The sequence below is a fragment of the Pectobacterium polonicum genome, assembly GCF_005497185.1.
GTDB classification, from domain to species: Bacteria; Pseudomonadota; Gammaproteobacteria; order Enterobacterales; family Enterobacteriaceae; genus Pectobacterium; species Pectobacterium polonicum.
Window position 1 is genome coordinate 1 of the sequence record NZ_RJTN01000024.1, and the last position, 24,610, is coordinate 24,610.

42 protein-coding genes and 1 rRNA gene are annotated in these 24,610 nt (G+C 48.6%); 7 read left to right on the forward strand and 36 right to left on the reverse strand.

What is annotated here, in order from left to right:
* Positions 1-474, reverse strand: a 16S ribosomal RNA gene (locus EDI29_RS19030); the annotation flags it as partial.
* 489 nt (positions 475-963) lie between these two features.
* On the opposite strand from EDI29_RS19030, the gene EDI29_RS19035 reads away from it, so the two are divergent.
* Positions 964-1,512: a gamma carbonic anhydrase family protein gene (locus EDI29_RS19035; protein WP_137742148.1), complete on the forward strand. Its 549-nt coding sequence runs from the start codon at positions 964-966 to the stop codon at positions 1,510-1,512.
* Here the strand turns inward: EDI29_RS19035 and EDI29_RS19040 are convergent.
* From EDI29_RS19040 to dprA, 6 genes are read right to left on the reverse strand one after another with little or no spacing between them, the layout of a single operon-like run.
* Positions 1,497-1,754 carry a DUF1488 family protein gene (locus EDI29_RS19040; RefSeq protein WP_137742149.1) on the reverse strand — a complete coding sequence of 86 codons (258 nt, stop codon included), beginning with the start codon at positions 1,752-1,754 and terminating at the stop codon, positions 1,497-1,499. The two genes, EDI29_RS19035 and EDI29_RS19040, sit on opposite strands and share 16 nt — an antisense overlap.
* Positions 1,751-2,578 (reverse strand): shikimate dehydrogenase, encoded by an 828-nt coding sequence (gene aroE / locus EDI29_RS19045; RefSeq protein ID WP_137742150.1) that lies wholly within the window; start codon positions 2,576-2,578, stop codon positions 1,751-1,753. Before aroE ends, EDI29_RS19040 begins: the two co-directional genes overlap by 4 nt.
* Before the next feature lie 19 nt (positions 2,579-2,597).
* Complete coding sequence (gene tsaC / locus EDI29_RS19050; RefSeq protein WP_137742151.1) at positions 2,598-3,167, reverse strand: L-threonylcarbamoyladenylate synthase type 1 TsaC; 570 nt, start codon at positions 3,165-3,167, stop codon at positions 2,598-2,600.
* Complete coding sequence (locus tag EDI29_RS19055; RefSeq protein WP_137742152.1) at positions 3,160-3,717, reverse strand: DNA topoisomerase family protein; 558 nt, start codon at positions 3,715-3,717, stop codon at positions 3,160-3,162. The genes tsaC and EDI29_RS19055 overlap by 8 nt, the downstream gene beginning before the upstream one ends.
* Before the next feature lie 20 nt (positions 3,718-3,737).
* Positions 3,738-4,211 carry a DUF494 family protein gene (locus tag EDI29_RS19060; protein WP_137742153.1) on the reverse strand — a complete coding sequence of 158 codons (474 nt, stop codon included), beginning with the start codon at positions 4,209-4,211 and terminating at the stop codon, positions 3,738-3,740.
* Positions 4,183-5,304, reverse strand: a complete 1,122-nt coding sequence (gene dprA / locus EDI29_RS19065) for a DNA-protecting protein DprA (protein WP_137742154.1) — start codon at positions 5,302-5,304, stop codon at positions 4,183-4,185. Before dprA ends, EDI29_RS19060 begins: the two co-directional genes overlap by 29 nt.
* Positions 5,305-5,432: 128 nt before the next feature.
* Here dprA and def point away from each other — a divergent pair, with 128 nt between their 5' ends.
* From def to mscL, 5 genes are all read left to right on the forward strand, one after another.
* A complete protein-coding gene (gene def / locus EDI29_RS19070; protein ID WP_107168834.1) occupies positions 5,433-5,945 on the forward strand; it encodes a peptide deformylase in 513 nt (170 codons plus the stop codon).
* 23 nt (positions 5,946-5,968) lie between these two features.
* The gene (gene fmt / locus EDI29_RS19075; protein ID WP_137742155.1) at positions 5,969-6,916 is read left to right on the forward strand and encodes a methionyl-tRNA formyltransferase; all 948 of its coding nucleotides are present in this window, start codon (positions 5,969-5,971) and stop codon (positions 6,914-6,916) included.
* Positions 6,917-6,983: 67 nt separating this feature from the next.
* Positions 6,984-8,273: a 16S rRNA (cytosine(967)-C(5))-methyltransferase RsmB gene (rsmB, locus tag EDI29_RS19080; protein ID WP_137742156.1), complete on the forward strand. Its 1,290-nt coding sequence runs from the start codon at positions 6,984-6,986 to the stop codon at positions 8,271-8,273.
* Between the two features lie 56 nt (positions 8,274-8,329).
* Positions 8,330-9,706: a Trk system potassium transporter TrkA gene (gene trkA / locus EDI29_RS19085; RefSeq protein ID WP_137742157.1), complete on the forward strand. Its 1,377-nt coding sequence runs from the start codon at positions 8,330-8,332 to the stop codon at positions 9,704-9,706.
* A gap of 90 nt (positions 9,707-9,796) precedes the next feature.
* Positions 9,797-10,210 carry a large-conductance mechanosensitive channel protein MscL gene (gene mscL, locus EDI29_RS19090; RefSeq protein WP_137742158.1) on the forward strand — a complete coding sequence of 138 codons (414 nt, stop codon included), beginning with the start codon at positions 9,797-9,799 and terminating at the stop codon, positions 10,208-10,210.
* 30 nt (positions 10,211-10,240) lie between these two features.
* Here mscL and EDI29_RS19095 read toward each other — a convergent pair whose 3' ends face one another.
* From EDI29_RS19095 to rpsJ, 29 genes are all read right to left on the reverse strand, one after another.
* On the reverse strand, positions 10,241-10,453 hold the full coding sequence (locus tag EDI29_RS19095; protein WP_039362749.1) for an alternative ribosome-rescue factor A: 213 nt from the start codon (positions 10,451-10,453) through the stop codon (positions 10,241-10,243).
* 205 nt (positions 10,454-10,658) lie between these two features.
* Positions 10,659-11,051: a 50S ribosomal protein L17 gene (gene rplQ, locus EDI29_RS19100; RefSeq protein WP_005970246.1), complete on the reverse strand. Its 393-nt coding sequence runs from the start codon at positions 11,049-11,051 to the stop codon at positions 10,659-10,661.
* Between the two features lie 40 nt (positions 11,052-11,091).
* The gene (locus EDI29_RS19105) at positions 11,092-12,081 is read right to left on the reverse strand and encodes a DNA-directed RNA polymerase subunit alpha (RefSeq protein WP_005970247.1); all 990 of its coding nucleotides are present in this window, start codon (positions 12,079-12,081) and stop codon (positions 11,092-11,094) included.
* Between the two features lie 25 nt (positions 12,082-12,106).
* Positions 12,107-12,727 carry a 30S ribosomal protein S4 gene (gene rpsD, locus EDI29_RS19110; RefSeq protein ID WP_010286047.1) on the reverse strand — a complete coding sequence of 207 codons (621 nt, stop codon included), beginning with the start codon at positions 12,725-12,727 and terminating at the stop codon, positions 12,107-12,109.
* A gap of 30 nt (positions 12,728-12,757) precedes the next feature.
* A complete protein-coding gene (gene rpsK / locus EDI29_RS19115; RefSeq protein WP_002919257.1) occupies positions 12,758-13,147 on the reverse strand; it encodes a 30S ribosomal protein S11 in 390 nt (129 codons plus the stop codon).
* Positions 13,148-13,163: 16 nt separating this feature from the next.
* Positions 13,164-13,520 carry a 30S ribosomal protein S13 gene (gene rpsM / locus EDI29_RS19120; protein WP_005970252.1) on the reverse strand — a complete coding sequence of 119 codons (357 nt, stop codon included), beginning with the start codon at positions 13,518-13,520 and terminating at the stop codon, positions 13,164-13,166.
* Between the two features lie 146 nt (positions 13,521-13,666).
* Positions 13,667-13,783 carry a 50S ribosomal protein L36 gene (gene rpmJ / locus EDI29_RS19125; RefSeq protein WP_002227352.1) on the reverse strand — a complete coding sequence of 39 codons (117 nt, stop codon included), beginning with the start codon at positions 13,781-13,783 and terminating at the stop codon, positions 13,667-13,669.
* A 33-nt stretch (positions 13,784-13,816) separates the two neighbouring features.
* Positions 13,817-15,148: a preprotein translocase subunit SecY gene (secY, locus tag EDI29_RS19130; RefSeq protein WP_005970255.1), complete on the reverse strand. Its 1,332-nt coding sequence runs from the start codon at positions 15,146-15,148 to the stop codon at positions 13,817-13,819.
* Positions 15,149-15,155: 7 nt separating this feature from the next.
* Positions 15,156-15,590, reverse strand: coding sequence for a 50S ribosomal protein L15 (gene rplO / locus EDI29_RS19135; RefSeq protein ID WP_015841922.1), 435 nt, complete (start codon positions 15,588-15,590; stop codon positions 15,156-15,158).
* A gap of 3 nt (positions 15,591-15,593) precedes the next feature.
* Complete coding sequence (rpmD, locus tag EDI29_RS19140) at positions 15,594-15,773, reverse strand: 50S ribosomal protein L30 (RefSeq protein ID WP_004846568.1); 180 nt, start codon at positions 15,771-15,773, stop codon at positions 15,594-15,596.
* A gap of 6 nt (positions 15,774-15,779) precedes the next feature.
* Positions 15,780-16,280 (reverse strand): 30S ribosomal protein S5, encoded by a 501-nt coding sequence (gene rpsE / locus EDI29_RS19145; protein ID WP_005970257.1) that lies wholly within the window; start codon positions 16,278-16,280, stop codon positions 15,780-15,782.
* 14 nt (positions 16,281-16,294) lie between these two features.
* On the reverse strand, positions 16,295-16,648 hold the full coding sequence (gene rplR, locus EDI29_RS19150) for a 50S ribosomal protein L18 (RefSeq protein ID WP_039308896.1): 354 nt from the start codon (positions 16,646-16,648) through the stop codon (positions 16,295-16,297).
* 9 nt (positions 16,649-16,657) lie between these two features.
* On the reverse strand, positions 16,658-17,191 hold the full coding sequence (gene rplF / locus EDI29_RS19155; protein WP_005970259.1) for a 50S ribosomal protein L6: 534 nt from the start codon (positions 17,189-17,191) through the stop codon (positions 16,658-16,660).
* Between the two features lie 12 nt (positions 17,192-17,203).
* Positions 17,204-17,596, reverse strand: a complete 393-nt coding sequence (gene rpsH, locus EDI29_RS19160; protein WP_005970261.1) for a 30S ribosomal protein S8 — start codon at positions 17,594-17,596, stop codon at positions 17,204-17,206.
* A 33-nt stretch (positions 17,597-17,629) separates the two neighbouring features.
* Positions 17,630-17,935: a 30S ribosomal protein S14 gene (gene rpsN, locus EDI29_RS19165; RefSeq protein WP_010286114.1), complete on the reverse strand. Its 306-nt coding sequence runs from the start codon at positions 17,933-17,935 to the stop codon at positions 17,630-17,632.
* A gap of 13 nt (positions 17,936-17,948) precedes the next feature.
* Positions 17,949-18,488, reverse strand: coding sequence for a 50S ribosomal protein L5 (rplE, locus tag EDI29_RS19170; protein ID WP_039487909.1), 540 nt, complete (start codon positions 18,486-18,488; stop codon positions 17,949-17,951).
* Between the two features lie 14 nt (positions 18,489-18,502).
* Positions 18,503-18,817, reverse strand: coding sequence for a 50S ribosomal protein L24 (gene rplX, locus EDI29_RS19175; RefSeq protein ID WP_005970267.1), 315 nt, complete (start codon positions 18,815-18,817; stop codon positions 18,503-18,505).
* Positions 18,818-18,827: 10 nt separating this feature from the next.
* Entirely contained in the window at positions 18,828-19,199 is a 372-nt protein-coding gene (rplN, locus tag EDI29_RS19180) for a 50S ribosomal protein L14 (RefSeq protein WP_000613954.1), read from the reverse strand.
* Positions 19,200-19,362: 163 nt separating this feature from the next.
* Positions 19,363-19,617, reverse strand: coding sequence for a 30S ribosomal protein S17 (gene rpsQ, locus EDI29_RS19185; protein WP_005970270.1), 255 nt, complete (start codon positions 19,615-19,617; stop codon positions 19,363-19,365).
* Positions 19,617-19,808 carry a 50S ribosomal protein L29 gene (rpmC, locus tag EDI29_RS19190; protein WP_005970272.1) on the reverse strand — a complete coding sequence of 64 codons (192 nt, stop codon included), beginning with the start codon at positions 19,806-19,808 and terminating at the stop codon, positions 19,617-19,619. The genes rpsQ and rpmC overlap by 1 nt, the downstream gene beginning before the upstream one ends.
* Positions 19,808-20,218 carry a 50S ribosomal protein L16 gene (gene rplP / locus EDI29_RS19195; RefSeq protein ID WP_005970273.1) on the reverse strand — a complete coding sequence of 137 codons (411 nt, stop codon included), beginning with the start codon at positions 20,216-20,218 and terminating at the stop codon, positions 19,808-19,810. The genes rpmC and rplP overlap by 1 nt, the downstream gene beginning before the upstream one ends.
* A gap of 12 nt (positions 20,219-20,230) precedes the next feature.
* Positions 20,231-20,932, reverse strand: a complete 702-nt coding sequence (gene rpsC / locus EDI29_RS19200) for a 30S ribosomal protein S3 (protein WP_005970274.1) — start codon at positions 20,930-20,932, stop codon at positions 20,231-20,233.
* A gap of 17 nt (positions 20,933-20,949) precedes the next feature.
* Complete coding sequence (gene rplV / locus EDI29_RS19205) at positions 20,950-21,282, reverse strand: 50S ribosomal protein L22 (protein WP_005970275.1); 333 nt, start codon at positions 21,280-21,282, stop codon at positions 20,950-20,952.
* A gap of 14 nt (positions 21,283-21,296) precedes the next feature.
* Positions 21,297-21,575: a 30S ribosomal protein S19 gene (rpsS, locus tag EDI29_RS19210; protein WP_004929772.1), complete on the reverse strand. Its 279-nt coding sequence runs from the start codon at positions 21,573-21,575 to the stop codon at positions 21,297-21,299.
* Positions 21,576-21,591: 16 nt separating this feature from the next.
* A complete protein-coding gene (gene rplB, locus EDI29_RS19215; protein ID WP_005970276.1) occupies positions 21,592-22,413 on the reverse strand; it encodes a 50S ribosomal protein L2 in 822 nt (273 codons plus the stop codon).
* Positions 22,414-22,430: 17 nt separating this feature from the next.
* Positions 22,431-22,733, reverse strand: coding sequence for a 50S ribosomal protein L23 (rplW, locus tag EDI29_RS19220; RefSeq protein WP_005970277.1), 303 nt, complete (start codon positions 22,731-22,733; stop codon positions 22,431-22,433).
* On the reverse strand, positions 22,730-23,335 hold the full coding sequence (rplD, locus tag EDI29_RS19225; protein ID WP_039308906.1) for a 50S ribosomal protein L4: 606 nt from the start codon (positions 23,333-23,335) through the stop codon (positions 22,730-22,732). The genes rplW and rplD overlap by 4 nt, the downstream gene beginning before the upstream one ends.
* A 10-nt stretch (positions 23,336-23,345) precedes the next feature.
* Entirely contained in the window at positions 23,346-23,975 is a 630-nt protein-coding gene (gene rplC / locus EDI29_RS19230) for a 50S ribosomal protein L3 (protein WP_014701620.1), read from the reverse strand.
* A 32-nt stretch (positions 23,976-24,007) separates the two neighbouring features.
* Complete coding sequence (rpsJ, locus tag EDI29_RS19235) at positions 24,008-24,319, reverse strand: 30S ribosomal protein S10 (RefSeq protein ID WP_001181005.1); 312 nt, start codon at positions 24,317-24,319, stop codon at positions 24,008-24,010.
* Between the two features lie 124 nt (positions 24,320-24,443).
* On the opposite strand from rpsJ, the gene EDI29_RS22815 reads away from it, so the two are divergent.
* Entirely contained in the window at positions 24,444-24,599 is a 156-nt protein-coding gene (locus EDI29_RS22815; RefSeq protein WP_167494536.1) for a hypothetical protein, read from the forward strand.
* Positions 24,600-24,610: the final 11 nt, after the last annotated feature.

Consider the following 24,610-nt stretch of genomic DNA (forward strand, 5'->3'; position numbering starts at 1 on the left):
TGAGAGTATTAATCTCACCGCCTTCCTCCCCGCTGAAAGTGCTTTACAACCCGAAGGCCTTCTTCACACACGCGGCATGGCTGCATCAGGCTTGCGCCCATTGTGCAATATTCCCCACTGCTGCCTCCCGTAGGAGTCTGGACCGTGTCTCAGTTCCAGTGTGGCTGGTCATCCTCTCAGACCAGCTAGGGATCGTCGCCTAGGTGAGCCATTACCTCACCTACTAGCTAATCCCATCTGGGCACATCCGATGGCAAGAGGCCCGAAGGTCCCCCTCTTTGGTCCGAAGACATTATGCGGTATTAGCTACCGTTTCCAGTAGTTATCCCCCTCCATCAGGCAGTTTCCCAGACATTACTCACCCGTCCGCCGCTCGTCACCCAGAGAGCAAGCTCCCCTGTGCTACCGCTCGACTTGCATGTGTTAGGCCTGCCGCCAGCGTTCAATCTGAGCCATGATCAAACTCTTCAATTTAAGATTTGTTTGATTTGCTGAACTCGTCAGCGATGCTCAAAGAATTAAAACTGTTTATTCGTAATGAATTTACTGTTGTTCACTCTTCAAGACTTTTTATATCGTTAAGATACGGTCTTGTGAGTGCCCACACAGATTGTCTGATTATATTGTTAAAGAGCAGTGCGTTGCGGTCTTAACCGCTTCGCGAGGTGGCGTATGTTACGCTTTCCACCTTCAGAGTCAACGTTTATTTTAAAGCGTTTTCTCTTTCTTTATCGACCCGGTTGTGTGTTCACAGCGCCGTGTCGATGGAGGCGCATTATAGGGATCTGTTTTCGTTGCACAACAACTTTCTTGATCTTTTTTTCTGTTCGCGCGTTTTTCGACCCTTTCGATGAGATCTTACGCGATCTGCGTCATTTTTCAGTTGCCGCCGCGGTATATCTGTCGATATTTTGTCTGTTAATGCGAATAATCAGCATGTGGCAAATAACTACGAGGTTGTCGATGAGTGCAAAAACATTCCGTCGTTATAAGGGTATTTCTCCCGTTTTAGGCGAAAGAGTCATGGTCGATCATTCTAGCGTGGTGATTGGCAAGGTAACACTAGGCGATGACGTCGGTATCTGGCCCCTTGTCGCCATACGCGGTGATGTTAACTACATCACGATTGGTGCAAGGAGTAATATTCAGGACGGAGCAGTACTTCATATCACCCACTGCTCAGAGAAAAAACCAGAAGGTAATCCACTTATTATTGGCGAAGACGTTACTGTAGGCCATAAAGCAATGCTGCACGGTTGCCAAATAGGAAATAGGGTTTTGGTAGGAATGGGGTCAATACTTCTGGATGGTGCCATTATTGAGGATGATGTCATGATCGGTGCGGGTAGCTTGGTCCCTCCTGGAAAACGTCTAGAGAAAGGACATCTATACCTTGGCAGCCCAGTTAAGAAAATTCGGCCACTGACACAAGAAGAAATAGAGGGGCTGGTTTACTCGGCAAATAACTATGTTCGTTGGAAAGATGAATACCTTGCTCAGGATAATGAGTAATAACCCTCATCATCCCATTCTTCAGCAACAATCATTTTTTCCAATTCATCTTCAAGATCCCATCGATGTTCCCTGAACAGCGCCAGCCACTGTTCAGGGCTATTTCCTCCGTAACGGTGCTGAAGACGTTCTGCACGTATCAGACATTCCTGCTGAAAGCCATTCACTAAAACAGGGAAACGGATCGCCATTATCTTCTCATCCCAACTTTCACGATCTGGGAACTGGATCGCTTGATTCATTTAGCGAGATCCTGCTTCAGTAAATCAATCACTGGCTCCACGTCCGGCATCACACCATGCCAAAGTTTGAACGCATGTGCCGCTTGTCCCACTAGCATTCCCAAACCATCTGCGTAATGGGTAGCGCCATGCTGTACGCACCATGACAAAAAGGGTGTCAGTTGCGGCAGGTAAAACATGTCATAGCAACACGTTTTTGGAGAAATGAGTTCTGGCGGTAAGTCAGGAATACTGTCGTACATACCAGAAGAGGTTGCGTTAATGACCAGATCGAAAAACTGACCATGTAAATCGCCGAGAGCAACCGCTTGAATATCGCCAATATCACAGAAGGCCTTAGCTAAAGCATCAGCTTTAGAGAATGTCCTATTCGTCAGCACAACTGTACAGCCATAAGCCAGCAAGGGTTGGATAACCCCCCGCGCCGCGCCGCCCGCCCCCACCAGCAAAACACGATCCAGAGGTTTCACCAGCGCCAATCGTTGCAGATCGCTGAGCAAACCGATGCCATCGGTATTATCACCAAACAGGCGACCGTCACTCAGCCTCTTCAATGTATTCACCGCACCTGCACGCGCTGCACATTCGCTACGCTCATCAGCTTCGGCAAAAGCCCTCTCTTTAAAGGGCGCAGTGACATTTGCACCACCAGCACCATCGCGAAAATACTGACGCAGCTGCGGCTCAAAATTATCCAGAGGCACTAACACACGTTGATATGTCAGCGTTATCCCCGTCTGTGCAGCAAATAACTCATGTATGCGAGGCGATTTACTATGCGCAATCGGATTACCAAAAACTGCAAAAGACGTTACTTCAGACACGTTCCCCTCCAACTTACCGTTAGCCCTGACGAATGAGCTCGCCTGTTAGTGCATCCCTGATTTCTGATGGATTCATTCTTCCGCCGACGTTCCCACACAGCACAGGAAAATCGTCGCCAAACTGCTGCAATACGTCCTGAGCAGTGCGGCAAGGAGGTTGGCCACTTAAATTGGCACTGGTCGACACCAATGGTTTGCCGTAACGCTGGCACAGTTCCTTGACTAATGGATGGTCACTAACGCGTACTGCAAGTGAAGAAAATTGCCCCGTTAACCACTTCGGCGTTGTATGTTTTGCAGGTAATACCCAAGTAACCGGGCCTGGCCATGTAGAAAACATCACGCCCTTCTGCTCGTCAGATAACGCGCTGTCATCAATATAAGACGCTAGTTGGCTAAAATCTGCTGCAATCAGGATCAACCCTTTTTGCCAAGGGCGTTGTTTTAACGCCAGCAAGCGGTTAACCGCTACTTCACTATCAGGGTCACATCCCAACCCAAATACGGCTTCAGTCGGGTACGCAATCACCTGCTCATTATGTAATTCCCGCAAAACGGGAATCATTAGTTCATCAGACACATCACTCATTCTTATCAACTTCTGTCGCTATTGGTTTTCCGCATAATTTACTGGCACAAAATAGCCTGGTGCCTTGTGCCGTCTTCTTCTCAAACAATAAAGCATAATGGCAAGAAGGACATTCACCCGCTATCGGTTTATGGTTTAACGCAAACTGGCAATCGGGATAACGATCGCAAGAATGAAACACCTTACCGTAGCGAGACTTACGCTGTAGCAGCGTGCCTTCATTACACTGTGGACATCGAATCGCCGTTTCATCAGGGCGATCGATAGTCTCTGTATGATTGCACTCAGGATAATTGCCGCAGCCGATGAACATCCCATAACGGCCTTGCCGTAGCACCAATGTAGACTGACAAAGCGGGCATTGCTGTCCATCCAACACTTTGACAATATGTCCATCAGCTTGCGCTTTAAGCGGGCGAATGAACCCACATTCCGGATACGTAGAACAGCCAAGGAATGGGCCGTGCCGACCAGAACGGATAACCAGCACTGACCCACAGTCTGGACATATTTCCTGTTTTTTTTCAGTAAACAATTCAGGTTTAGCCATTCGAACCGTTATTCCTCTGGCTATTGCACATAACCGTCATTGACCTCAAAAAGTAATTCTTCCATTTGTTGATAGGCATTCTCACAACCGGGAACATTGAAAAGCACCATGAGAATGACCCACTTCAGATCTTCCAGATCAAATTCCTGCGTTTCCAGCGCCATCACACGTTCGATGATCATCTCGCGCGTTTCAAGATTCAGAACCTGAATTTGCTCAAGGAACAGTAAAAAGCCACGACAGTCCGCATCCAGACGCAGCGCCTCATCCTGCGTATAGATTCGCATAGCCAGAGCATCGCTCGCCAAATAAAGCGGCGCAGTTTGTCCTTCCTGAATATCGGCCAATTTTTCCAGCCAACTCAACGCGCTATAAATATCGTTACGATGGAATCCAGCGCGAGTGAGGTCATCAGTTAACGTATCCTGATCGACACGCATTTCAGTTTCATTGTGGATGTAGCTCTCAAACAAGTACATGAGTACGTCGAACATGGCTTGCCCTCCTTAATCGGACATAGCCGCCGGGTACTGCTGCGATCCATCCTGCTAACTCCAGTTCTAATAGCTTAGTGACTACCTCTGGCACAGGTTGGCCGGCACGTTCAGCGACAACGTCAACAGGTGTAACCTCATCTCCTACGTTAGCCAACACGTCGGCAAATGGCAATTCGCCATTTTCTTCTTCGTTAGAAATAGTTTGCCCACTTTCCATCGGTAGCCACTGTAATTCACTCACCAACTGTTCAAGAACATCCTTCGGATGTGTAACTAGGCTTGCCCCTTGCTGGATCAGCCAATGTGTACCCTCAGTCATGGGGTTACCGATAGCTCCCGGCAAGGCAAAAATATCCCGCCCTTGCTCCAAAGCATAACGCGCAGTGACCAACGACCCACTACGGATAGACGCTTCGATGACCAGAACGCCCAGCCCTAACCCACTAATGATGCGATTTCTTCTGGGGAAGTTGGTTGGAAAAGGCGGCATAGCAAGGGGAAATTCAGAGACCAGTGTTCCTCCATCGCCACAAATACGCTCAGCAAGCTTGGCGTGACGCTTGGGATAAATATTCTCCAGCCCGCTCCCCAGCACTGCTATTGTTTTCCCTCCTGCATCCAAGGCAGCCCGATGAGCGATACCGTCAATACCAATCGCCAGCCCACTGGTCACCGTCAGTTCATTTGCAGCAAATTCCTGTGCAAAAAAACATCCCCAGCGCTCGCCGTAAGCGCTATTACCTCGGCTACCAACGATCGATATTTGTGGCGATGCCAATAATTCAGGAGAACCAGAAACAAAAAGCAACAGCGGAAAATCACGAATATTGCTCAACAGAAAAGGATACAGTACATCTTCGCACGTCACGATATGGTGATTGGGAGACGACAGCCAGTTGAGAGTCTCCTCCAAGACATTGGGATCATAAGCCCAGAACTGAGATATTTGAGCAGGGGACAGGCCTAATACACTCAAGGTATTGTTATCTAAATCATTTAGATCAATAAGCTTTCTGGCAATAGCTCGACTACGCCTGATTCCCAGATGCCGTACGCCCGTCATACGTAGCCAAATTTCCGTTGATAGCATCAGCGTCCCTTATTCCGCTATGTTCAGATAAGTCGTGCAATTCGGTGCTGATGCTGTCAATCGAGGCCGGAAATGTCTAGAATGTACGCTAAGACTCTTTCACTATTCAGATACAGATCTAAACACATATGTCAGTTTTGCAGGTATTACATTTCCCAGACGAGCGGCTGCGCATCACTGCGCAACCCGTAAAAGAAGTCAATGCAGATATTCAACGTATCGTGGATGATATGTTCGATACCATGTACGAAGAAGAAGGTATTGGACTGGCCGCAACGCAAGTGGATATTCACCAGCGTATTATTGTGATTGACGTCTCTGAAGAACGAGACCAACGGTTAGTGCTGATCAATCCAGAGCTGATTGAAAAGAGCGGTGATACGGGTATCGAAGAGGGTTGCTTGTCGATCCCCGAAACACGTGCACTGGTTCCTCGAGCAGAACATGTAAAAGTGCGAGCATTGGATCGTGAAGGTAATGTGTTCGAGCTTGAAGCAAGCGAGCTACTTGCCATTTGCATTCAGCATGAAATGGATCACTTGGTTGGGAAATTGTTTATCGATTACCTTTCCCCGCTTAAACGCCAGCGCATTCGTCAAAAACTGGAAAAGCTGGCTAAACAGAATAGCCGAGCCCAATAATTTTCCCCCTGACAGGAAGCACCGTGTCTGATTCTTTACGCATCATCTTTGCCGGAACCCCTGACTTTGCAGCGCGTCACCTTGACGCGCTTTTATCATCAGGGCACGAGGTCGTGGGCGTTTTCACTCAACCTGACCGCCCAGCAGGCAGAGGCAACAAGCTCACTCCTAGTCCAGTAAAAGTACTGGCAGAGCAACATAGCATCCCCGTTTTCCAGCCGAAATCCCTGCGGCCGGAAGAAAACCAAGCGATGGTTCAGGCGTTAGGTGCCGATGTTATGGTCGTTGTCGCCTATGGGTTAATTCTGCCACAGCCAGTGTTATCTATGCCGCGCCTCGGTTGCATTAATGTACACGGTTCTCTGTTACCTCTTTGGCGCGGTGCAGCCCCTATTCAGCGTGCATTATGGGCTGGAGATAGTGAAACCGGCGTGACGATCATGCAAATGGACGTTGGGCTCGATACTGGCGCAATGCTGCACAAAATTTCATGCCCCATCCTGCCACAAGATACCAGCGCAACGTTGTACGATAAACTTGCGGAGCTGGGCCCACGTGGCTTATTGGAAACGCTGAAACAGCTTGCAGATGGCAGCGCTGTTTCTGAAGCACAAAATGACGCCCTTGCCACCTATGCAGAAAAGCTCAGCAAAGAAGAAGCACGTCTAAACTGGCAGTTATCTGCCGAGCAGCTTGAGCGCTGTATTCGTGCTTTTAATCCTTGGCCAATCAGCTATTTCATCGTCGATGAACAGCCAGTGAAAGTCTGGAAAGCTGAGATCATCACCAAAGCACATGACTCACAGCCTGGCACAATCATACAGGCAGACAAGCAGGGTATTCAGGTAGCAACAGCCGCAGGTATATTGAATATCCAAGAATTGCAGCCTGCGGGTAAAAAAGTGATGAGTGCGCAGGATCTGCTGAACTCACGTCGTGAGTGGTTCGTTCCCGGTAATATGCTGAACTAATCTATTTTTCATACCGGCGTCATGCCGGTATATCCTCTCTCTTTTACGTATACGTCATCGTTAACACATGAAAAGCTCATACAATCTACGCAGTATTGCCGCAAAAGTGGTGGGACAAGTTCTGGATCAGGGGCAATCACTCAGTGCCTTATTACCGATTCATCAACGTGAAGTCTCCGATAAAGATCGTGCACTTTTACAAGAGCTTTGCTTCGGCGTATTACGCGTTTTACCGCAGTTGGAATGGTGTATTCAACAGCTGATGGCTAAGCCCCTGACGGGTAAACAACGCACATTACATTACCTTATCATGGTTGGGATCTACCAATTACACTACACCCGCATCCCACCACATGCTGCCTTGGCAGAAACGGTTGAAGGTGCCGTCGCATTAAAGAGACCACAGCTCAAGGGGTTGATTAATGGCGTATTACGCCAATTCCAACGTCAGCAAGAAGAACTCATTCAGCGCGAATCAACACTCCCGTCTCACTACCTGCACCCAAGCTGGCTGCTGTCGCGTATTGAACATGCCTATCCAAATCACTGGCAAAGCGTTATTGATGCGAATAATCAACGCCCTCCAATGTGGCTGCGCGTGAATCGGTTACACCATACACGAGAAGCGTATTTAGACTTGCTGACGCAAGAGGGAATCGAAGCGTTTCCTCATCCTGAATATTCTGATGCGATACGACTTGCTTCTCCTTGTGCCGTCGAGCTATTGCCGGGCTTTTCACTAGGGTGGGCAACGATACAGGATGCTTCGGCTCAAGGCTGTGTCTATTGGCTTGAGCCACAAGATGGCGAACAGATCCTCGATCTCTGCGCAGCACCGGGCGGAAAAACAACACATATTCTAGAGGCTGCGCCGAAATCTCATGTGCTCGCTGTCGATATTGATGAAACTCGATTAGGCAGGGTAAAGGAAAATTTACTGCGCTTAAAAATGCATGCAGAAGTGAAACAAGGAGATGGACGTTACCCCGACTCGTGGTGTGAAGGGCGTATGTTTGATCGCATTCTGTTGGACGCCCCTTGTTCCGCTACTGGCGTAATTCGCCGCCACCCTGATATCAAATGGTTACGCCGAGACAGAGATATCGGAGAATTGGTCGCACTGCAAAAAGAGATTATTGATGCCATCTGGCCACATCTAAAGCCAGGCGGCACAATGGTCTACGCAACTTGCTCCATTCTGCCACAAGAAAATGCCCAGCAAGTTACAGATTTCCTGTCTCGCCATACTGATGCAAAATTGGCTGATACAGGTACAAGTGAAATGCCTGGCATACAGATACTTCCCCATGCCGATGGTGGCGATGGCTTCTTTTATGCGAAGCTGGTAAAAAACTGACAGTGAACCCAGTATTGTCTGCAACAGACAGCAATCAATAAACGGCATGGCTTACTATGAAAATTATCATTCTTGGCGCGGGTCAGGTCGGTGGAACACTGGCAGAAAACCTAGCGGGTGAAAACAATGACATCACTGTCGTTGACACTGATGCAAATCGGTTGCGCCAGCTTCAGGATAAATTTGATCTGCGCGTCGTTACAGGCTATGCCTCCCACCCGCGTGTTCTGCGTGAAGCCGGGGCGGAAGATGCGGATATGCTGGTCGCCGTGACCAATTCAGATGAAACGAATATGGTAGCCTGTCAGATTGCCTATTCTCTCTTCAAAACACCAAACCGTATTGCGCGTATTCGTGCTGCCGAATACATTCGAGAATCAGAGCAGCTGTTTTTACCAGAAGCCGTTCCTATTGATCATTTGATCTCCCCAGAGCAGTTAGTGATCGATAACATTTATAAACTGATCGAATATCCCGGAGCACTCCAGGTCGTCAACTTCGCTGAAGGTAAAGTGAGCCTTGCTGCTGTCAACGCCTACTATGGCGGCCCACTGGTAGGTAATGCTCTAACTTCTCTCCGCGAACATATTCCTCATGTAGAGACCCGCGTTGCTGCGATTTTCCGCCACGATCGTCCGATTCGCCCTCAAGGTTCCACCATCATCGAAGCCGGAGATGAAGTATTTTTTGTCGCAGCTTCTCAACACATTCGTGCAGTAATGAGTGAGTTACAGCGTCTTGAAAAACCGTATAAAAGGATCATGATCGTTGGTGGGGGTAACGTCGGCGCAGGATTAGCGCAGCGGCTAGAAAAAGACTACAGCATTAAGTTGATAGAACGAAATGCTGAGCGGGCGACAGAGCTAGCGGAGCTTTTGCAAAATACAGTTGTGTTTCATGGCGATGCCTCAGATCAAGAGTTACTCGCCGAAGAACACATTGAGCAGATAGATGTATTCATCGCCATTACCAATGATGACGAAGCAAATATTATGTCAGCTATGCTGGCTAAGCGGATGGGCGCAAAAAAAGTGATGGTGCTCATCCAGCGTCGAGCTTATGTCGATCTTGTTCAGGGCAGCGTCATTGACGTCGCAATTTCTCCACAGCAGGCGACAATCTCTGCACTACTCAGCCACGTCCGTAAGGCAGATATTGTTAGCGTGTCTTCTTTACGCCGAGGAGTCGCCGAAGCGATTGAAGCCATCGCTCATGGTGACGAGGGTACATCGAAAGTTGTCGGCAGAATGATCGAAGACATTAAGCTCCCACCAGGTACTACTATCGGTGCAATTGTTCGCGGTGATCACGTCATCATTGCCAATGCAAATAGCAAAATTGAGCAAGGTGATCATGTCATCATGTTCTTGGCTGACAAGAAATTTGTGCCTGATGTTGAACGCCTATTTCAACCAAGCCCCTTCTTTTTGTAATGCGGGAACAAATTTATTACTAACCGATAATCTGGCAAAGATGTGGCTATTGGTTAGAATTAATTTATATTTTTGGCAAGGAGAACAGATATGAGTATCATCAAAGAATTCAGAGAGTTTGCCATGCGTGGCAACGTTGTCGATTTGGCGGTGGGTGTCATTATTGGTGCCGCTTTCGGTAAAATTGTCTCTTCTCTGGTATCGGATATTATTATGCCGCCGCTAGGGCTTTTAATTGGTGGTGTCGATTTTAAACAATTCAGTCTCATTCTTCGTGATGCCCAGGGCGAAATTCCTGCCGTTGTCATGAACTATGGCGCTTTCATCCAGAATATTTTCGACTTTATCATCGTCGCTTTCGCGATTTTTATAGCGATCAAGCTTATGAATAAAATGCGTCGGAAACAGGAAGATACGCCTGCCGCCCCACCAAAACCGAGTGCAGAAGAGAAGCTATTAGCTGAAATTCGCGATTTACTTAAAGAACAACAGCACAAACAGTAGAAATCGAGTTTCTATTCGATCTCTGCTTCATTACGCAAAAAGTAGAAAGGCCAGAGGTAAATAATCATTTGATTGCTTACCACTGGCCTCCCAACTACCTTTCTTCATGTGCTTGTCTTTTCTACGATAACTTCCTTTCCCTTTTTCATTCACTTCAATTCGTTGGCGAAACAGTGGGTCATGTAGCAATGCCTCAATGGCGTTATCCTGAATTTTCCCACGCTTATGGCGATATGTAGTCATCATCACTCCTAAGAAAGTCGGTTTGGTATGAACATAAAAAACGTGCAGAGTATATAGCCGAAATGGATGGATGAGAATAGAGAGGTGTGTGTTTTTCAGCTGACTCAGATATCGGCAACCTTGTGCCATGTCTGTCCATTCAAAAGAATATTTACTTCAGATATAAAAAAACCGGGTTTCCCCGGTTTTTTTACGCTCTTACAGATTACTCTGCAGTAGCTACTTCTTCTGTCTGTGAGACTGAGCGATCAACGAGCTCGATGTATGCCATCGGCGCATTGTCACCAGCACGGAAGCCACACTTCAGAATACGAGTGTAACCACCGGCACGGCTCGCGAAACGCGGGCCCAGTTCATTAAACAGTTTTGCCACGATCTCGTTATCACGAGTACGGGCGAATGCCAGACGACGATTAGCAACGCTGTCGGTCTTGGCAAGAGTAATCAGCGGTTCAACAACGCGACGCAGCTCTTTCGCTTTCGGCAGGGTCGTCTTGATGATTTCATGACGAACCAAAGAACTAGCCATGTTACGGAACATAGCCTGGCGATGGCTGCTGTTACGGTTCAGTTGACGACCACTCTTACGATGGCGCATGACCTTATCCTTCTCAGTAAAACCTTAACCTGTGATCTGGTTACTCATCAGCAATACTTGCAGGTGGCCAGTTTTCTAGGCGCATGCCCAGAGACAGACCACGGGAAGCCAGTACGTCTTTAATCTCAGTAAGAGATTTTTTACCCAGGTTAGGCGTTTTGAGCAGCTCAACCTCGGTACGCTGTACCAGATCACCGATGTAGTGGATAGCTTCTGCCTTAAGACAGTTAGCAGAGCGGACAGTCAATTCCAGATCGTCAACAGGGCGCAGCAGGATCGGATCGAATTCTGGTTTCTCTTCTTTAACTTCTGGCTGACGAACATCACGTAAGTCAACAAAAGCTTCAAGTTGTTCAGCCAGAATGGTGGCCGCACGGCGGATCGCCTCTTCAGGATCGATCGTACCATTGGTTTCCATTTCGATGACTAGCTTGTCCAAGTCAGTACGCTGTTCTACGCGAGCTGCTTCAACATTGTAGGCAATACGCTCTACAGGGCTGTAGCAGGCATCAACTAACAGACGACCAATCGGGCGCTCATCTTCTTCCGTATGAATACGGGCAGATGCCGGCACATAACCACGGCCACGTTGAACTTTGATACGCATACTAATAGATGCGTTTTCATCGGTCAGATGGCAAATTAAGTGCTGCGGCTTGACGATTTCGACATCACCATCATGGATGATGTCGGCTGCAGTCACAGGGCCAATGCCAGATTTATTCAGGGTAAGAATAACTTCATCTTTGCCTTGAACTCTCACCGCCAGCCCTTTCAGGTTGAGCAGGATTTCCAGGATATCTTCCTGTACGCCTTCTTTGGTGCTGTACTCATGCAGTACACCATCAATCTCAACCTCGGTCACCGCGCAACCTGGCATGGATGAAAGCAGAATACGGCGCAGTGCGTTGCCAAGAGTATGGCCGAAGCCTCGCTCTAATGGCTCAAGGGTCACCTTGGCGTGCGTCGAACTCACTTGCTCGATATCAACCAGGCGCGGTTTTAGAAACTCTGTCACAGAACCCTGCATTGTGTCCTCTCTTTGGTACTAAGCTTTACTTGGAGTAAAGCTCGACGATCAGGTGTTCATTAATGTCCGCAGACAGATCGGTACGTTCAGGAATACGTTTGAACACACCTTCCATCTTGGCAGCATCAACTTCCAGCCAAGTTGGCTTTTCACGCTGTTCAGCCAGCTCCAGAGCGGCTTTCACGCGAGATTGCTTTTTCGCTTTCTCACGGATGCTGACTACGTCATTCGGGGATACCTGATAAGAAGCGATGCTAACAACGCGACCGTTTACCATGATAGCTTTGTGGCTTACCATCTGACGTGCTTCAGCACGAGTGGCACCAAAACCCATACGATAAACAACGTTATCCAGACGACCTTCCAGCAGTTGCAGCAGGTTTGCACCTGTGTTGCCTTTCAGACGTGCAGCTTCTTTATAATAGTTACGGAACTGACGCTCCAGAACACCGTAGATACGGCGAACTTTTTGCTTTTCACGCAACTGCACACCATAGTCAGACAGACGCGGTTTACGCGCACCGTGCTGGCCAGGAGCTTGTTCAATTTTACACTTGGAATCGATCGCACGAACACCAGACTTCAGGAACAGGTCGGTGCCTTCACGACGGCTCAGCTTGAGCTTAGGACCCAAATATCTTGCCATTTTCTTTCTCCAACAATCCTAAAAGCGGCGTTATACGCGGCGCTTTTTCGGCGGACGACAACCGTTATGAGGGATCGGAGTCACATCAGTAATATTAGTGATGCGGAAACCAGCCGCGTTCAATGCGCGGATAGTAGACTCACGGCCCGGACCAGGTCCTTTAACCATAACTTCCAGGTTCTTAATACCGTATTCTTTCACGGCCTCTGCGCAACGTTCTGCAGCTACTTGAGCAGCAAACGGCGTAGATTTACGAGAACCACGGAAGCCGGAACCACCGGCAGTTGCCCAACCCAGCGCATTACCCTGACGATCAGTAATGGTTACGATGGTGTTGTTGAAAGAAGCATGGATATGAGCCACACCGTCAGAGACTTGCTTTCTTACACGCTTACGTGCACGAATAGGTGCCTTTGCCATTATTCAATCACCCCGATTATTTCTTGATCGGTTTGCGCGGACCCTTACGGGTACGGGCGTTAGTCTTGGTACGCTGACCGCGAACCGGCAGACCACGACGATGACGCAAACCACGATAAGTACCAAGGTCCATAAGACGCTTGATGCTCAGGGTAACTTCACGACGCAGATCACCTTCTACAACAAACTTGGCAACTTCGTCACGCAGCTTATCGATTTGCTCTTCAGACAGCTCACTGATCTTAACATTCTCGGCAATCCCTGTAGCAGCGCAAATAGCCTGCGACCGAGTTTTACCGATACCGAAAATTGACGTTAACGCAATAACGGTATGTTTATGATCAGGAATGTTAATGCCTGCTATACGGGCCACTATGCACTCCTACAATTTTATACAGCAACACCATTCTGAAAAGCCCGTTTTCAGGATACTCAAATAATGTTGCAGCTACATACAAAAGATTGGCTGGCTAATCTAGCCAGCTCAATCCAACTTTGCAAGAAAAATATGCGAGATAATCAGCCTTGACGCTGTTTATGCTTCGGTTCGGCACTGCAGATCACACGAACGACACCGTTACGCTTAACAATCTTACAGTTACGACATAATTTCTTGACGGAAGCACGAACTTTCATTTTTACTCTCCGTAACTTCTCAAGCTCACCTAATTAACGGTTATAGCCTTTCAGGTTTGCTTTCTTCAATGCAGACTCATATTGACTCGACATCATCAGAGTTTGCACTTGAGCCATAAAGTCCATGATGACGACAACAACGATCAATAAAGATGTACCACCGAAATAGAAAGGTACTTTCATTGCGTCACGCATAAACTCCGGGATCAGGCAGATAAAAGTAATATACATCGCACCAATCAGAGTCAGACGAGTCATTACTTTATCGATATATTTCGCCGTTTGCTCTCCCGGACGAATTCCTGGCACGAATGCACCGGACTTCTTCAGGTTATCTGCTGTTTCACGCGGGTTGAAAACCAACGCAGTGTAGAAGAAACAGAAGAAGATGATTGCAGACGCATAGAGTAACACATAAAGCGGTTGTCCGGGCTGCAAATACAGCGAAATAGTTGTCAGCCAGTTCCAACCGGTACCACCCCCAAACCAAGATGCAATCGTGGCAGGGAATAGAATAATACTGGAAGCGAAGATCGCTGGAATAACACCGGCCATATTCACTTTCAGTGGTAAATGCGTACTCTGTGCTGCATAAACCCGACGACCTTGTTGACGTTTTGCGTAATTAACGACGATACGCCGTTGGCCACGCTCAATGAAAACAACGAAGAAGGTTACTGCAAACACTAAAACTGCAACCAACAGCAACAGGAGGAAGTGCAGGTCGCCTTGCCGAGCTTGCTCGATGGTATGGCCTATGGCCGGCGGGAGACCCGCAACAATACCAGCAAAGATTATGATCGAGATACCGTTACCGATACCACGTTCTGTAATCTGTTCTCCCAGCCACATCAGGAACATTGTCCCAGTAACCAGGCTCACAACAGCGGTAAAGTAGAAAGCAAAGCCTGGGTTTATCACCAAGTCTTGCATTCCAGGCATATTCGGCAAACCGGTAGCAATACCGATAGATTGGAATATAGCCAATACCAAGGTACCGTAGCGAGTATACTGGCTAATCTTACGACGGCCAGCTTCCCCTTCTTTCTTTATTTCAGCCAAGGCGGGATGGACCACCGTCAGCAACTGGATAATAATCGATGCCGAAATATACGGCATAATGCCCAGAGCAAAGATAGAAGCACGGCTGAGTGCACCACCAGAGAACATGTTAAACATTTCAATGATGGTGCCTCGCTGCTGTTCAAGCAATTTGGCAAGCACAGTGGCATCAATACCAGGAATCGGGATAAAAGAGCCAATACGGAAAACAATTAGCGCACCGATAACAAACAAAAGTCTGCGCTTCAGTTCACCAACTCCGCCTTTAGCACTCTGAAAATCTAATCCTGGTTGCTTAGCCATCTGCTACTTATTCCTCAATTTTACCGCCAGCAGCTTCGATAGCAGCACGAGCACCTTTAGTGACACGCAGACCACGAATCGTTACCGGACGAGCAACTTCACCAGACAGAATCACTTTCGCGAATTCAATCTGAATGCCAATAACATTAGCGGCTTTCAGCGTATTCAGGTCAACTACGTCGCCTTCTACTTTAGCAAGATCAGACAGACGAACTTCTGACGTGATCATCGCTTTGCGAGAAGTAAAACCGAATTTCGGCAGACGACGATATAAAGGCATCTGACCACCTTCAAAACCGCGACGTACGCCACCGCCAGAACGAGACTTCTGACCTTTGTGACCACGACCGCCAGTTTTGCCCAGGCCAGAACCGATACCACGACCTAAACGCTTCGGTGCGTGTTTAGCACCTTCGGCCGGAGACAGAGTATTTAAACGCATCTGTTACTCCTCTACTTTAACCATGTAGGAAACCGCGTTGACCATACCACGAACCGCAGGAGTATCCTCACGTTCAACAGTATGACCAATACGACGCAGACCCAGGCCAAGCAGTGTCGCCTTATGTTTCGGCAGACGACCGATTGCACTACGGGTTTGAGTGATTTTAATAGTCTTTGCCACGGTCAATTACCCCAGAATTTCTTCAACGGATTTACCACGCTTGGCAGCGACCATTTCCGGGGACTTCATGTTGGCTAAACCATCAATCGTTGCACGAACCACGTTAATCGGGTTAGTGGAACCATAGGCTTTAGCCAATACGTTGTGAACCCCTGCAACTTCCAAAACGGCGCGCATTGCACCACCGGCAATAATACCGGTACCTTCGGAAGCTGGCTGCATGAACACACGAGACCCCGTGTGAGCACCTTTAACTGGGTGCTGCAGGGTGCCGTTGTTCAGCGCGACATTCATCATATTGCGACGGGCTTTTTCCATCGCTTTCTGGATCGCTGCTGGAACTTCGCGAGCTTTACCGTAACCAAAACCAACGCGGCCGTTGCCATCACCCACTACAGTCAGTGCGGTGAAGCTGAAAATACGACCACCTTTAACGGTTTTAGATACGCGATTTACCGCGATCAGCTTTTCCTGCAGTTCGCCAGCTTGTTTCTCGATGTGAGCCATCTTACACCTCTACCTTAGAACTGAAGGCCAGCTTCACGGGCAGCATCTGCCAGTGCTTGGACTCGACCATGATATTGGAAACCGGAACGGTCGAAAGAGACATCCTTGATGCCTTTTTCTAACGCACGTTCTGCAATAGCTTTACCTATTGCGGTTGCCGCGTCTTTGTTACCGGTAGACTTCAGTTGTTCAGCGATAGCTTTTTCTACAGTAGAAGCGGCTACCAGGACTTCAGAACCGTTCGGTGCAATGACCTGCGCATAAATATGGCGTGGAGTACGATGTACCACCAGACGCGTCGCACCCAGTTCCTGGAGCTTGCGGCGTGCGCGGGTCGCACGACGGATACGAGCTGCTTTCTTATCCATAGTGTTACCTTACTTCTTCTTAGCCTCTTTGGTACGCACGACTTCGTCGGCGTAACGGACACCCTTGCCTTTATAAGGCTCAGGACGACGGTAGGCGCGTAATTCCGCAGCAACCTGACCAATAACCTGCTTATCAGCACCTTTCAGTACGATTTCAGTTTGGCTTGGGCATTCTGCAGTAATACCTGCCGGCAGTGCATGCTCTACTGGGTGAGAAAACCCAAGAGACAGGTTAACCACATTGCCTTTAACAGCAGCACGGTAACCAACACCAACCAGTTGCAGCTTCTTAGTGAAGCCTTCGGTAACACCGATAACCATTGCGTTCAACAGAGCACGAGTGGTACCCGCTTGGGCCCATCCGTCAACGAAGCCTTCGCGCGGAGCGAAAGTTAGAGCGTTGTCAGCTTGTTTCACTTCAACAGCATCATGGATCTTACGACTCAGCTCGCCGTTTTTACCCTTAATCGAAACATCCTGACCGTTGAGTTTTACCTCTACGCCGGCAGGAATGACGACGGGTGCTTTTGCAACACGAGACATTTTTCCTCCCGATTAAGCTACGTAGCAGATAATCTCGCCACCAAGACCAGCCTGGCGAGCTGCACGATCAGTCATAACACCTTTAGAGGTAGAAACAACTGCGATACCCAAACCGGCCATAACTTTTGGCAGCTCATCTTTTCTTTTATAGATGCGCAGACCTGGACGGCTTACTCGCTGAATGCTTTCTACCACTGCCTTGCCCTGGAAATATTTAAGTTCTAATTCCAGAACTGGCTTGGTGTCGCCTTCGATTTTGAAATCTTCAATATAACCTTCTTCCTTCAGCACGTTGGCAATTGCCACTTTCAGCTTGGAGGAAGGCATGGTGACCGCAACTTTGTTCGCGGCTTGACCGTTACGGATACGGGTCAGCATATCCGCGATCGGATCTTGCATGCTCATCTGTCTTTACTCCCGTGATTCAATTGGTGACAATTACCAGCTAGCCTTTTTCAGACCCGGAATTTCACCGCGCATAGCGGCTTCACGGACCTTGATACGGCTCAACCCGAACTTCCGCAGGAAAGCGTGCGGACGACCAGTTTGGCGGCAGCGGTTACGCTGACGAGACGGGCTGGAATCACGCGGCAGAGTCTGCAGCTTAAGAACAGCATCCCAACGGTCTTCGTCGGATGAGTTCACACCAGAGATGATAGCTTTTAATTCCTCGCGTTTAGCGCGGTATTTTTCAGCCAGTTTCACACGAACAACTTCGCGTGCTTTCATGGATTGCTTAGCCATTAGTAACCCTACCTTACTTGCGGAATGGGAAGTTAAAGGCGGCCAACAGCGCACGGCCTTCATCATCGGATTTCGCAGTGGTGGTAATGGTAATGTCCAAACCACGAACGCGATCGACTTTATCGTAGTCGATTTCCGGGAAGATGATCTGCTCACGCACACCCATGCTGTAGTTACCACGACCATCGAATGACTTGGCAGACAAGCCACGGAAGTCACGGATACGCGGTACAGCAATGGAAATCAGTCGCTCAAGGAACTCCCACATGCGTTCGCCACGCAGAGTTACTTTACAGCCGATCGGATAGCCCTGACGGATTTTGAAGCCTGCAACAGATTTGCGTGCTTTGGTGATCAACGGTTTTTGACCGGAGATTGCTGCCAGATCAGCTGCTGCGTTATCCAGCAGTTTCTTGTCAGCGATCGCTTCACCAACACCCATATTCAGGGTGATCTTCTCGACCCGAGGGACTTGCATGACAGAATTGTAGCTAAACTCAGTCATGAGTTTTTTAACTACTTCGTCTTTGTAGTAATCATGCAGTTTCGCCATCGTACTACTCCAAATTACTTGATAGTTTCGCTATTAGATTTAAAGAAACGGACTTTTTTTCCGTCTTCGAATCTAAAGCCTACACGGTCAGCCTTACCAGTTGCCGCATTGAAGATTGCAAGGTTAGAAACTTGAATTGCAGCTTCTTTTTCAACGATGCCACCTGGTTGGTTCAGGGCCGGAACCGGCTTCTGATGTTTTTTAACCAGATTAATACCTTCAACAATGACCTTACTAGCAGACAGGACATTTTTTACTTTACCGCGCTTACCTTTATCTTTGCCGGTTAGCACGATAACTTCGTCATCACGACGGATTTTCGCTGCCATGATTCGCTCCTTAAAGTACTTCTGGTGCCAGAGAGATAATTTTCATGAACTTCTCATTACGCAGTTCACGAGTTACCGGCCCAAAAATACGCGTACCGATAGGCTGTTCGCTGTTATTGTTTAAAATAACGCAAGCATTGCCATCGAAGCGAATGACAGAACCGTCCGGGCGACGAACACCCTTCTTGGTGCGCACCACTACCGCCTTCAGAACATCGCCTTTTTTCACCTTACCGCGAGGAATTGCTTCCTTGATGGTAATTTTGATGATATCGCCGACGCCTGCGTAGCGACGGTGCGAGCCACCTAGAACCTTGATACACATTACGCGACGTGCACCGGAATTATCGGCCACGTTCAGCATAGTCTGTTCTTGGATCATTTTAGTGCTCCGCTAATGTCAACTACTACTTTAGGACCCTTTCGGGCCATTAAATACCCCATAATTGAGGGCGCAGCATTATAACACCGCTTCCTTGGTATGGGTAGAAAAAATAAACGGCCCTTTGCAGAGCCGTTTATCATAAGAGAAGAGCGCTACTTTATTACAGAATCGCTTTCTCTACAACGCGAACAAGTGTCCAAGACTTAGTTTTGGACAGTGGACGGCATTCGTGGATTTCAACCACGTCACCGATACCACATTCATTGTTCTCGTCATGTACGTGCAGCTTAGTCGTACGCTTAATGAATTTACCGTAAAGCGGGTGTTTCACGAAACGTTCGATAGCAACAACAATGGATTTCTCCATTTTGTCGCTTACAACACGACCTTGCAAAGTACGGATTTTATCGGTCATTACGCACCCGCCTTCTCAGTCAGTAAAGTCTTAACACGTGCAATATTGTGACGCACTTGTTTTACCAGGTGAGTCTGTTGCAACTGACCACTGGCAGCCTGCATACGCAGGTTAAATTGCTCGCGCAGCAGGCCGAGCAGCTCAGTGTTCAGCTCTTCAACGCTCTTTTCACGCAGCTCATTTGCTTTCATTACATCACCGTCTTAGTTACAAAGGTGGTTTTGATAGGCAGTTTCGCTGCTGCCAGTTGGAATGCCTCACGGGCTAACTCTTCCGGCACACCGTCCATTTCGTACAGGACTTTACCTGGCTGAATCAAGGCAACCCAATATTCCACGTTACCTTTACCTTTACCCATACGAACTTCAAGCGGTTTCTCGGTGATCGGTTTGTCCGGGAATACACGGATCCAGATCTTACCTTGACGCTTAACAGCACGAGTCATGGCACGACGTGCAGCTTCGATTTGACGAGCAGTCAGGCGACCGCGGCCAACAGCTTTCAGACCGAAAGTGCCGAAGCTAACATCCGTACCCTGCGCCAGACCACGGTTGCGGCCCTTGTGCACCTTACGGAATTTTGTACGCTTTGGTTGTAACATCAGCGACTCTCCTTACTTGCGGCCTTTACGCTGCTGCTTTTTAGGTTGAGCAGCCGGTTTTTCCGGTTGTTCAACGGCAGCCATACCACCCAGGATCTCACCTTTGAAGATCCACACTTTCACACCGATAACACCATAAGTGGTGTGCGCTTCGGAAGTGTTGTAATCGATATCCGCACGCAGTGTATGCAACGGAACACGACCCTCACGGTACCATTCGGTACGCGCGATTTCAGCGCCGCCAAGACGGCCACTTACTTCAACTTTAATACCTTTAGCGCCCAGACGCATGGCGTTCTGTACCGCACGCTTCATAGCACGACGGAACATCACACGACGCTCCAGCTGAGAAGTGATGCTGTCAGCAACCAGTTTTGCGTCCAGTTCAGGTTTACGAACTTCTGCGATATTGATCTGTGCAGGTACGCCAGCGATATCCGCTACGACTTTGCGCAGTTTTTCAACATCTTCACCTTTTTTACCGATTACGATGCCTGGGCGAGCGGTGTGAATAGTCACACGGATGCTTTTTGCAGGACGTTCGATAACGATACGAGAAACGGAAGCCTTCTCCAGTTCCTTCGTCAGGTATTTACGAACTTTAAAATCGCTGTCCAGGTTGTCAGCGAATTCTTTGGTATTCGCATACCAGGTAGAGTTCCAAGGTTTGACAATACCCAGGCGAATACCATTAGGATGTACTTTCTGACCCATTGCTAGTCTCCAGAGTCTCAGCGATCGGACACAACCACAGTAATGTGGCTGGTACGCTTCAGGATGCGATCCGCACGGCCTTTAGCACGCGGCATAATGCGCTTCATGCTTGGGCCTTCGTCAACGAAAATTTTCGCGACTTTCAGATCATCAATGTCAGCGCCATCGTTGTGTTCTGCGTTAGCAATAGCAGACTCCAGCACTTTTTTAACCAGACCAGCAGCTTTCTTGTTGGTATAGGTCAGAACTTCCAGAGCTTGCGACACTTTCTTACCGCGAATCAGGTCTGCCACCAGGCGAACCTTTTGAGCAGAAGAACGAGCGTGGCAATGTTTAGCGATAGTTTCCATCTCTTCCTCCTACCTTAGCGCTTCTTGGCCTTTTTGTCGGCCGCATGGCCGCGATAAGTACGAGTCGGCGCGAATTCACCCAGCTTGTGACCGACCATTTCATCGGAAACAAACACCGGAACGTGCTGACGACCATTATGGACAGCGATGGTCAAACCGATCATATTTGGAAAGATCGTTGAACGACGGGACCAAGTGCGCAAAGGCTTCTTGTCTCCGCTTTCCACCGCTTTCTCTACCTTCTTCAGCAAGTGCAGGTCAATAAATGGACCTTTCTTGAGAGAACGTGGCATGGTTTATCCTCTAAGATTATTTAGTACGGCGACGTACGATAAATTTATCAGTACGCTTGTTGCTGCGGGTCTTTTTACCTTTGGTCTGAAGGCCCCACGGACTCACCGGGTGCTTACCAAAGTTACGACCTTCACCACCACCGTGTGGGTGGTCGACTGGGTTCATTGCCGTACCGCGAACGGTAGGACGAACACCACGCCAGCGTGCAGCACCAGCTTTACCCAGAACGCGCAGCATGTGCTCAGCGTTGCCAACTTCGCCCAGCGTAGCGCGGCAGTCGGATTCGACTTTACGCATTTCGCCAGAACGCAGACGCAGGGTAACGTAAGAACCATCACGAGCAACGATCTGAACGTAAGTACCAGCAGAACGAGCCAGCTGGCCGCCTTTACCTGGTTTCATTTCTACGTTGTGAACCGTTGAACCGACTGGGATGTTACGCATCGGCAGGGTGTTACCCGCTTTAATCGCAGCATCAACGCCAGATTGAATCTGGTCGCCGGCTTTCAGGCCTTTCGGCGCCAGAATGTAACGACGCTCGCCGTCTTTATACAGAACCAGCGCGATATTCGCGGAACGGTTCGGATCATACTCCAGACGCTCAACAACCGCAGGAATACCATCTTTGTTGCGTTTAAAGTCAACAATACGATAAGCCTGTTTGTGACCACCACCGATGTGACGGGTAGTGATGCGGCCATTGTTGTTACGGCCACCGGATTTGCTGTTCTTTTCCAGCAACGGGGCATAAGGTTTGCCCTTGTGCAGCTCAGGGTTAACCACTTTAACAACGTGGCGACGACCCGGAGATGTCGGTTTACATTTAACAACTGCCATTGTCTTTCTCCTCCGACTTACTCAGCGCCGCCGATGAAGTCCAGATTCTGGCCTTCTTTCAGGGTGACGTAAGCTTTTTTCCAGTCGCTGCGACGACCAATACGCTGTCCGTGACGCTTAACTTTACCCTTAACTACCAGGGTGTTTACGTCCTTAACTTCTACTTCGAACAGTTTCTCTACAGCAGCAACGATCTCTGCTTTAGTCGCGTCTTTGGCAACTTTGAGAACGATGGTGTTAGTTTTTTCCATCGCGGTAGATGCTTTTTCAGATACGTGCGGCGCGCGCAGTACTTTCAGCAGACGTTCTTCACGGATCATGCCAGCATCTCCTCAACTTGCTTAACTGCATCAGCAGTCATAACGACTTTGTCGAAGGCGATCAGGCTAACTGGGTCGATTGCTGCTGCATCACGCACATCAACCTTGTACAGGTTACGCGCGGCCAGGAACAGATTTTCATCCAGTTCACCGGTGATGATCAACACGTCTTCCAGTGCCATTTCTTTCAGTTTCTGAGCCAGCAACTTAGTTTTAGGTGCTTCAACAGAAAACGTCTCGACAACGATCAGACGATCTTGACGTACCAATTCGGACAGAATGCTTTTCAGCGCGCCACGGTACATCTTTTTGTTAACTTTCTGACTGTGGTCCTGAGGCTTAGCAGCGAAGGTCACACCACCGGAACGCCAGATCGGGCTCTTAACAGAACCTGAACGCGCACGGCCAGTACCTTTCTGACGCCAAGGTTTTTTACCGGAACCAGTTACTTCAGCACGGGTCTTCTGGGCGCGAGTACCTTGACGGGCACCTGCTGCATAAGCAACAACAACCTGATGTACCAGCGCTTCGTTGAAATCACGACCGAAGGTAGTTTCGGAAACAGTCAGCGCGCTTTGCGCGTCTTTCAATACTAATTCCATTGCTATCTCCTCACGCCTTCACAGCTGGTTTAACGATCAGGTCGCTACCGGTAGCTCCCGGAACAGCACCTTTAACCAGCAGCAGGTTGCGCTCAGCGTCAACACGCACTACGTCCAGGCTCTGAACGGTTACACGTTCGTTACCCAGCTGGCCTGCCATTTTCTTGCCTTTGAACACTTTGCCCGGAGTCTGGTTCTGACCGATAGAACCCGGAACGCGGTGGGACAAGGAGTTACCGTGGGTAGCATCCTGAGTACGGAAATTCCAGCGCTTAACTGTGCCAGCAAAACCTTTACCTTTAGATGTACCAGTAACGTCTACTTTTTTAACGTCAGCGAAAATTTCAACACTGATGCTCTGACCAATAGTGAACTCTTCGCCTTCAGACAGACGGAATTCACGCAGGGTACGGCCAGCCTCTACACCAGCTTTAGCAAAGTGACCTGCTTCTGGCTTGGTAACACGGTTTGCTTTTTTAGCACCAGTAGTTACTTGCACAGCGCGGTAACCGTCGTTAGCCAGGTCTTTAACCTGAGTTACGCGGTTTGCTTCAATTTCGATAACAGTTACGGGGATAGATACGCCATCTTCAGTGAAGATACGGGTCATACCCACTTTTTTACCGACTAAACCAATCATTGTTTCAACCTCTCAATCGCTCAATGACCTGATTAACCCAGGCTGATCTGCACGTCTACACCAGCAGCCAGATCCAGACGCATCAGAGCATCAACGGTTTTCTCGGTTGGCTCAACGATGTCAACCAGACGCTTGTGAGTGCGAATCTCGTACTGATCGCGCGCATCTTTATTGACGTGCGGAGAAATCAGAACGGTAAAGCGCTCTTTGCGGGTCGGCAGCGGGATCGGACCACGTACTTGCGCACCAGTGCGCTTAGCAGTCTCGACGATTTCCGCAGTTGATTGATCAATCAGACGATGATCAAACGCTTTCAGGCGGATACGGATTCTTTGGTTCTGCATGAGACCAGAGCTCCAATTATTTATAAACGTAAATGATTACTCCTCACACCCATTTCGATTGATGGGGGAGTGTAATCGTCAGCACATAACCCCCATATCGGGAGTATTGTTTTAGGTGCAATAAATGAATATTGACCCTCTGATTCGGATTGAATCAGGCTTACCTTGTTTCAGTAAGCTCGCGCATTATACGCAAATTGGCTGGGGAAGCAACAAGCAGGATGAAATGATTTTAACGCGGCCGGAGCAATGTGCGCAGTCCGGCCGGATTGGGGCATAAATTACATAGCA

What these genes read in the sequence shown, in the direction of transcription:
- rsmB (WP_137742156.1), top strand. Translation starts at nt 6,984, where the DNA reads ATGAAAAGCTCATACAATCTACGCAGTATTGCCGCAAAAGTGGTGGGA.
- rplX (WP_005970267.1), bottom strand. Translation starts at nt 18,817, where the DNA reads ATGGCAGCGAAAATCCGTCGTGATGACGAAGTTATCGTGCTAACCGGC.
- def (WP_107168834.1), top strand. Translation starts at nt 5,433, where the DNA reads ATGTCAGTTTTGCAGGTATTACATTTCCCAGACGAGCGGCTGCGCATC.
- rplV (WP_005970275.1), bottom strand. Translation starts at nt 21,282, where the DNA reads ATGGAAACTATCGCTAAACATTGCCACGCTCGTTCTTCTGCTCAAAAG.
- rplO (WP_015841922.1), bottom strand. Translation starts at nt 15,590, where the DNA reads ATGCGTTTAAATACTCTGTCTCCGGCCGAAGGTGCTAAACACGCACCG.
- rplF (WP_005970259.1), bottom strand. Translation starts at nt 17,191, where the DNA reads ATGTCTCGTGTTGCAAAAGCACCCGTCGTCATTCCTGCCGGCGTAGAG.
- tsaC (WP_137742151.1), bottom strand. Translation starts at nt 3,167, where the DNA reads ATGAGTGATGTGTCTGATGAACTAATGATTCCCGTTTTGCGGGAATTA.
- trkA (WP_137742157.1), top strand. Translation starts at nt 8,330, where the DNA reads ATGAAAATTATCATTCTTGGCGCGGGTCAGGTCGGTGGAACACTGGCA.
- rplC (WP_014701620.1), bottom strand. Translation starts at nt 23,975, where the DNA reads ATGATTGGTTTAGTCGGTAAAAAAGTGGGTATGACCCGTATCTTCACT.
- mscL (WP_137742158.1), top strand. Translation starts at nt 9,797, where the DNA reads ATGAGTATCATCAAAGAATTCAGAGAGTTTGCCATGCGTGGCAACGTT.
- rpsJ (WP_001181005.1), bottom strand. Translation starts at nt 24,319, where the DNA reads ATGCAGAACCAAAGAATCCGTATCCGCCTGAAAGCGTTTGATCATCGT.
- EDI29_RS22815 (WP_167494536.1), top strand. Translation starts at nt 24,444, where the DNA reads ATGAATATTGACCCTCTGATTCGGATTGAATCAGGCTTACCTTGTTTC.
- rplP (WP_005970273.1), bottom strand. Translation starts at nt 20,218, where the DNA reads ATGTTACAACCAAAGCGTACAAAATTCCGTAAGGTGCACAAGGGCCGC.
- rpmC (WP_005970272.1), bottom strand. Translation starts at nt 19,808, where the DNA reads ATGAAAGCAAATGAGCTGCGTGAAAAGAGCGTTGAAGAGCTGAACACT.
- rpmJ (WP_002227352.1), bottom strand. Translation starts at nt 13,783, where the DNA reads ATGAAAGTTCGTGCTTCCGTCAAGAAATTATGTCGTAACTGTAAGATT.
- EDI29_RS19060 (WP_137742153.1), bottom strand. Translation starts at nt 4,211, where the DNA reads ATGTTCGACGTACTCATGTACTTGTTTGAGAGCTACATCCACAATGAA.
- secY (WP_005970255.1), bottom strand. Translation starts at nt 15,148, where the DNA reads ATGGCTAAGCAACCAGGATTAGATTTTCAGAGTGCTAAAGGCGGAGTT.
- dprA (WP_137742154.1), bottom strand. Translation starts at nt 5,304, where the DNA reads ATGCTATCAACGGAAATTTGGCTACGTATGACGGGCGTACGGCATCTG.
- rpsK (WP_002919257.1), bottom strand. Translation starts at nt 13,147, where the DNA reads ATGGCAAAGGCACCTATTCGTGCACGTAAGCGTGTAAGAAAGCAAGTC.
- rpsN (WP_010286114.1), bottom strand. Translation starts at nt 17,935, where the DNA reads ATGGCTAAGCAATCCATGAAAGCACGCGAAGTTGTTCGTGTGAAACTG.
- rplR (WP_039308896.1), bottom strand. Translation starts at nt 16,648, where the DNA reads ATGGATAAGAAAGCAGCTCGTATCCGTCGTGCGACCCGCGCACGCCGC.
- rpsH (WP_005970261.1), bottom strand. Translation starts at nt 17,596, where the DNA reads ATGAGCATGCAAGATCCGATCGCGGATATGCTGACCCGTATCCGTAAC.
- EDI29_RS19105 (WP_005970247.1), bottom strand. Translation starts at nt 12,081, where the DNA reads ATGCAGGGTTCTGTGACAGAGTTTCTAAAACCGCGCCTGGTTGATATC.
- rpsD (WP_010286047.1), bottom strand. Translation starts at nt 12,727, where the DNA reads ATGGCAAGATATTTGGGTCCTAAGCTCAAGCTGAGCCGTCGTGAAGGC.
- EDI29_RS19035 (WP_137742148.1), top strand. Translation starts at nt 964, where the DNA reads ATGAGTGCAAAAACATTCCGTCGTTATAAGGGTATTTCTCCCGTTTTA.
- rplE (WP_039487909.1), bottom strand. Translation starts at nt 18,488, where the DNA reads ATGGCGAAACTGCATGATTACTACAAAGACGAAGTAGTTAAAAAACTC.
- EDI29_RS19095 (WP_039362749.1), bottom strand. Translation starts at nt 10,453, where the DNA reads ATGACTACATATCGCCATAAGCGTGGGAAAATTCAGGATAACGCCATT.
- rplN (WP_000613954.1), bottom strand. Translation starts at nt 19,199, where the DNA reads ATGATCCAAGAACAGACTATGCTGAACGTGGCCGATAATTCCGGTGCA.
- EDI29_RS19040 (WP_137742149.1), bottom strand. Translation starts at nt 1,754, where the DNA reads ATGAATCAAGCGATCCAGTTCCCAGATCGTGAAAGTTGGGATGAGAAG.
- rplW (WP_005970277.1), bottom strand. Translation starts at nt 22,733, where the DNA reads ATGATCCGTGAAGAACGTCTGCTGAAAGTACTGCGCGCGCCGCACGTA.
- rplQ (WP_005970246.1), bottom strand. Translation starts at nt 11,051, where the DNA reads ATGCGCCATCGTAAGAGTGGTCGTCAACTGAACCGTAACAGCAGCCAT.
- rplD (WP_039308906.1), bottom strand. Translation starts at nt 23,335, where the DNA reads ATGGAATTAGTATTGAAAGACGCGCAAAGCGCGCTGACTGTTTCCGAA.
- EDI29_RS19055 (WP_137742152.1), bottom strand. Translation starts at nt 3,717, where the DNA reads ATGGCTAAACCTGAATTGTTTACTGAAAAAAAACAGGAAATATGTCCA.
- rpsE (WP_005970257.1), bottom strand. Translation starts at nt 16,280, where the DNA reads ATGGCTCACATCGAGAAACAAGCTGGCGAACTGCAGGAAAAGCTGATC.
- rpsS (WP_004929772.1), bottom strand. Translation starts at nt 21,575, where the DNA reads ATGCCACGTTCTCTCAAGAAAGGTCCATTTATTGACCTGCACTTGCTG.
- rpsQ (WP_005970270.1), bottom strand. Translation starts at nt 19,617, where the DNA reads ATGACCGATAAAATCCGTACTTTGCAAGGTCGTGTTGTAAGCGACAAA.
- rplB (WP_005970276.1), bottom strand. Translation starts at nt 22,413, where the DNA reads ATGGCAGTTGTTAAATGTAAACCGACATCTCCGGGTCGTCGCCACGTT.
- rpsC (WP_005970274.1), bottom strand. Translation starts at nt 20,932, where the DNA reads ATGGGTCAGAAAGTACATCCTAATGGTATTCGCCTGGGTATTGTCAAA.